Origin of the sequence: Varibaculum cambriense (genome assembly GCF_022133705.1) — a bacterium.
Classification (GTDB): domain Bacteria; phylum Actinomycetota; class Actinomycetes; order Actinomycetales; family Actinomycetaceae; genus Varibaculum; species Varibaculum cambriense_A.
The window spans coordinates 1-3,229 of the sequence record NZ_JAKNHJ010000029.1 but is presented as its reverse complement, the minus strand read 5'-3'; the positions used below and the strand labels follow the sequence as shown (position 1 = coordinate 3,229).

Here is a 3,229-nt window from a genome sequence, read left to right as displayed (position 1 = left end):
ATCAAACCCCAAAAAACAACGAATTTATACACACAATTCAGGTATTAACCCCAAAATTTGGGGTTAATACCCTTTGGGGTATTAACCCGGTATTCGCGCATAACCTGGAAACAGTTCCGCGTCTGATGAAGACGATCCGGCCTGCATTTCGATACGATCGGTTCCTCAGCGTCACCAACGCCGCCAAACAGGTTGGTCTGGTGACCAAGTCGAATCTGATTCTCGGTATGGGGGAGACGACGGAAAAAATTGAATCGACCATGCGTGATTTGCTGGATGCCTGATGCGACATCCTGACCGTCACACAGTATCTTCGTCCATCCGCTTTGCATCACCCGATTGTCCGCTGGGTCAAACCATAAGAATTTGTCCGTCTGCGCAATCTGGCATATTCGATGGGCTTCCCTGCCTGCAGGTCGGTTCCGTTGGTACGCTCCTCGTATCGCTCAGGCAAGCTGTGGGCCGAAGCGATGAAGAACCTTGGCCGCGAGATCCCCGCTGAGTTTACCGGCTTGGTTGAACTAGCATCAGCTGGAGCTGCGCGTCAGGAAGCATCAGCTGTTCTGGACCGTATGTCGCCTGAGAATGTGCTCACTCCGCATCGGCTGAGTCTGACATTCCCGCATCCGGTTCGCTGGTGGGACGCCCGCTACTCGTGTCGGCAATCTAGAGCTTGGAAACTCCAACGCGCGCCCTGGGGGCTCGATGAGCCAGTACAGGACGCGCGTTGAGCAATCGGTTAACTGATTCGATCAGGACTTGGGTGAAAAGGCGTACTCAACGTGGTGGTTGCTGGAGATGACTGGCACGTTGCTGGTGCCTGCGGGCTCTTCCTCCACGTCGAATATCGGAATCGGTGGCAAGAGGGCGTCTTGTGTCATCGCGCCCCATGCCGTCCCTAGTGTGCCTTGACGTTGGAAACCTGATTCGCGTCCTCACGGCGAGACATTGCCTTCTCGAAGTCTCGAGTGCCTTGGAATACTTCGTGCAGCCAAGGATTGACTCTGAGCTTGCGAGCCCGGTACATGATGTAGGCGAAGGCGAGAATGTTGGCGATCAACGCGATAATCGACACGACCAAATTGGTGTTCGGGTTATTGACCGACTGCGTGGAGAACACAGAATAATCTTGGAAGGCGGGAACAACCTGAGCAAACATGCACCACAAGGCGAGCGTAAATGCCCGGTTTTGAATCCAGCCGCCTTTATTCCACAACAGATTTGCCACCGTCGGAGCCAGTAACAATGCCAGACCGCAATACCATGCATGTGTGGGTAAACAGTTATATGTGTAGCAAAAGTTCCACAAATCGTAGGCAACGATGAAGACCCACGTCATGTCGGGCCACAACATGTCCTGCTTCTTCCTTGACACGTAGATGCCGAACCACCCAGTCATGCAGGCGATGTTGATCAGGCCAGCAAGGCCATTGAAGACGTTGTGCCATCCACCCATCAAGGTGACAGCTTCAGTTGACACCCAGGTAGTTCCCCAGGCACGGAATGCACTTTCGAAGTCAGAGACTACAGCAATCAGGATATTGATCGCCACAATAACAAAGGGGAAGCACTTGAACCATTCAGATTTGCCAATTCCTCCCCACCTGTACTTCAGCATCATGAAGCCGATACATCCGGCCGTTGCAGCGTACAGCTTGGCGTAGTGGAACCATGACGTCATGTGGACATAGGTTGGGTTGGTGAGAGCCCAGTCCGCGCCTACGGCTGCCCCAATATAAATTGAGATGAAGTAAACCGACAGTATTGCGGGAATAATAAGGAAACAGATAATTCCGCCTGTCTTGGTGCGTCGGGCAAATTCATTGGCCACTAGGAGGCCAGTGAACACCAATAACCAGCCAAGCCATTGATATGCGGCGGTGTCGCCATAAACTTGAAACAACATTGTTTCGAACCTTTCTGTGTTGAGTGTTTTTCAGTTGGAGTGCGGGGAGGAAGCGGACATGATGCCATTTTCAATATGGAGCATTTGCGCGACGATGCGCTTGAGAGTTTCGTGCGAGACATCAGGATGCGTACGCATGAGTGACATTGATCCGACGAGCAGTATATAGAACGTCTCATGGATATCCGTAATGGGAGCTCCGTGGCGGGAAATGTAATCCTGAACAGTCGTGCGTCCGATGTAGTCAGAGGCGCGGTCCGCAGCACGTGAAATAAAGCGGACATATAATTCTGCATTGCCGCCACGAATCAGCTGACGAGTGAAAATACTTTCGCGCTGCGCGATGGTGTGCATCAGCGTGATGAAATCATCGAGCGCGTGGTCAATATTGCCTTCTTCTCGGCCGGTATTCCATGACGTCAATTCGTCCACGATTGAATCAATGATGAGGTCCAGAACTGCGTCAGCCAGAGCGTTGCGATCAGGGAAATAGTGATAAAACAATGACCGCGTCATCCCCACTTTTCGTGCAATCTCACCCACTGTCAGGCGTGCGAACCCTTTATCCTGGGCGAGGTCGTATGCGGCGCGCACGATGGAATCCCGTTTGGCGCCTGTTGGTGCAGACCTATCTGACATGGCAACTCGATTCGTTGCAGAAAACTCTCACAGCCTCGTGAGGAATGTTGACACCGTGTCAACGCTCAATATAAATATTAATACAAGGTTGACATAGTGTCAATCTTGGTGTGTAAATACGGCTCGAAGCGCGGAAACAGTGGCTTTGCCGTTCGAAGATACCGGTAGCGAATCGACCACGGACACACGCTGAGGCACTTCGAACCGAGCAAGATACCGTCCGGCAAAAGCGCGCACCTCGCTCAGCGACGGAGTCGCGTACCCATCCTCCATCACCAGTACCGCATTCACCGCCTCACCCCACTTCATATCGGGTACGCCCACCACATACGCCGACTGCACTCCCTCCATTCTGGCCAGCACTTGCTCGACTTCGTGGCGGAGTATCTTTTCGCCGCCGGTGTTGACCGTGGCCACTTGCGTCCCACGATGTGAACAAAGCCTCCCTCGTCAATGAAGCCCAGATCATTGGTGCGCAGCCAGGATCCGCGGAAAGAAGCCGCGTTGAACTCCTCGTCATTCCAGTACCCGTGAGTGACCGACGGGCCGGCGCAGATGAGTTCGCCGATTGAGCAGGCCGGGATGTCCGCCTCACACGAGGTAGGTGGCAGGACGCAGTCGATGGACGAGGGTGAAGCGTCCCAGGTTTTGTTCCGCTTCTTATGTGGGTGCTAGTTGTTTAGA

General features: G+C 53.3%; 3 protein-coding genes and 1 pseudogene. 1 reads left to right on the top strand and 3 read right to left on the bottom strand.

The window, feature by feature from the left end; all coding sequences use genetic code 11:
* Positions 1-284 (top strand): annotated as a pseudogene (locus L0M99_RS10030) (lipoyl synthase); the annotation flags it as partial.
* Positions 285-898: 614 nt separating this feature from the next.
* On the opposite strand, the gene L0M99_RS09675 reads toward L0M99_RS10030, so the two are convergent.
* The 3 genes from L0M99_RS09675 to L0M99_RS09665 all read right to left on the bottom strand — a co-directional run bounded on the left by L0M99_RS09675 (position 899) and on the right by L0M99_RS09665 (position 2,908).
* On the bottom strand, positions 899-1,906 hold the full coding sequence (locus tag L0M99_RS09675; protein WP_238128451.1) for a DUF5692 family protein: 1,008 nt from the start codon (positions 1,904-1,906) through the stop codon (positions 899-901).
* A gap of 30 nt (positions 1,907-1,936) precedes the next feature.
* Positions 1,937-2,545, bottom strand: a complete 609-nt coding sequence (locus L0M99_RS09670; RefSeq protein WP_024058208.1) for a TetR/AcrR family transcriptional regulator — start codon at positions 2,543-2,545, stop codon at positions 1,937-1,939.
* Positions 2,546-2,644: 99 nt separating this feature from the next.
* On the bottom strand, positions 2,645-2,908 hold the full coding sequence (locus tag L0M99_RS09665) for an AMP-binding enzyme (protein ID WP_238128450.1): 264 nt from the start codon (positions 2,906-2,908) through the stop codon (positions 2,645-2,647).
* Positions 2,909-3,229 lie beyond the last annotated feature (321 nt).

What these genes read in the sequence shown, in the direction of transcription:
- L0M99_RS09675 (WP_238128451.1), bottom strand. Translation starts at nt 1,906, where the DNA reads ATGTTGTTTCAAGTTTATGGCGACACCGCCGCATATCAATGGCTTGGC.
- L0M99_RS09670 (WP_024058208.1), bottom strand. Translation starts at nt 2,545, where the DNA reads ATGTCAGATAGGTCTGCACCAACAGGCGCCAAACGGGATTCCATCGTG.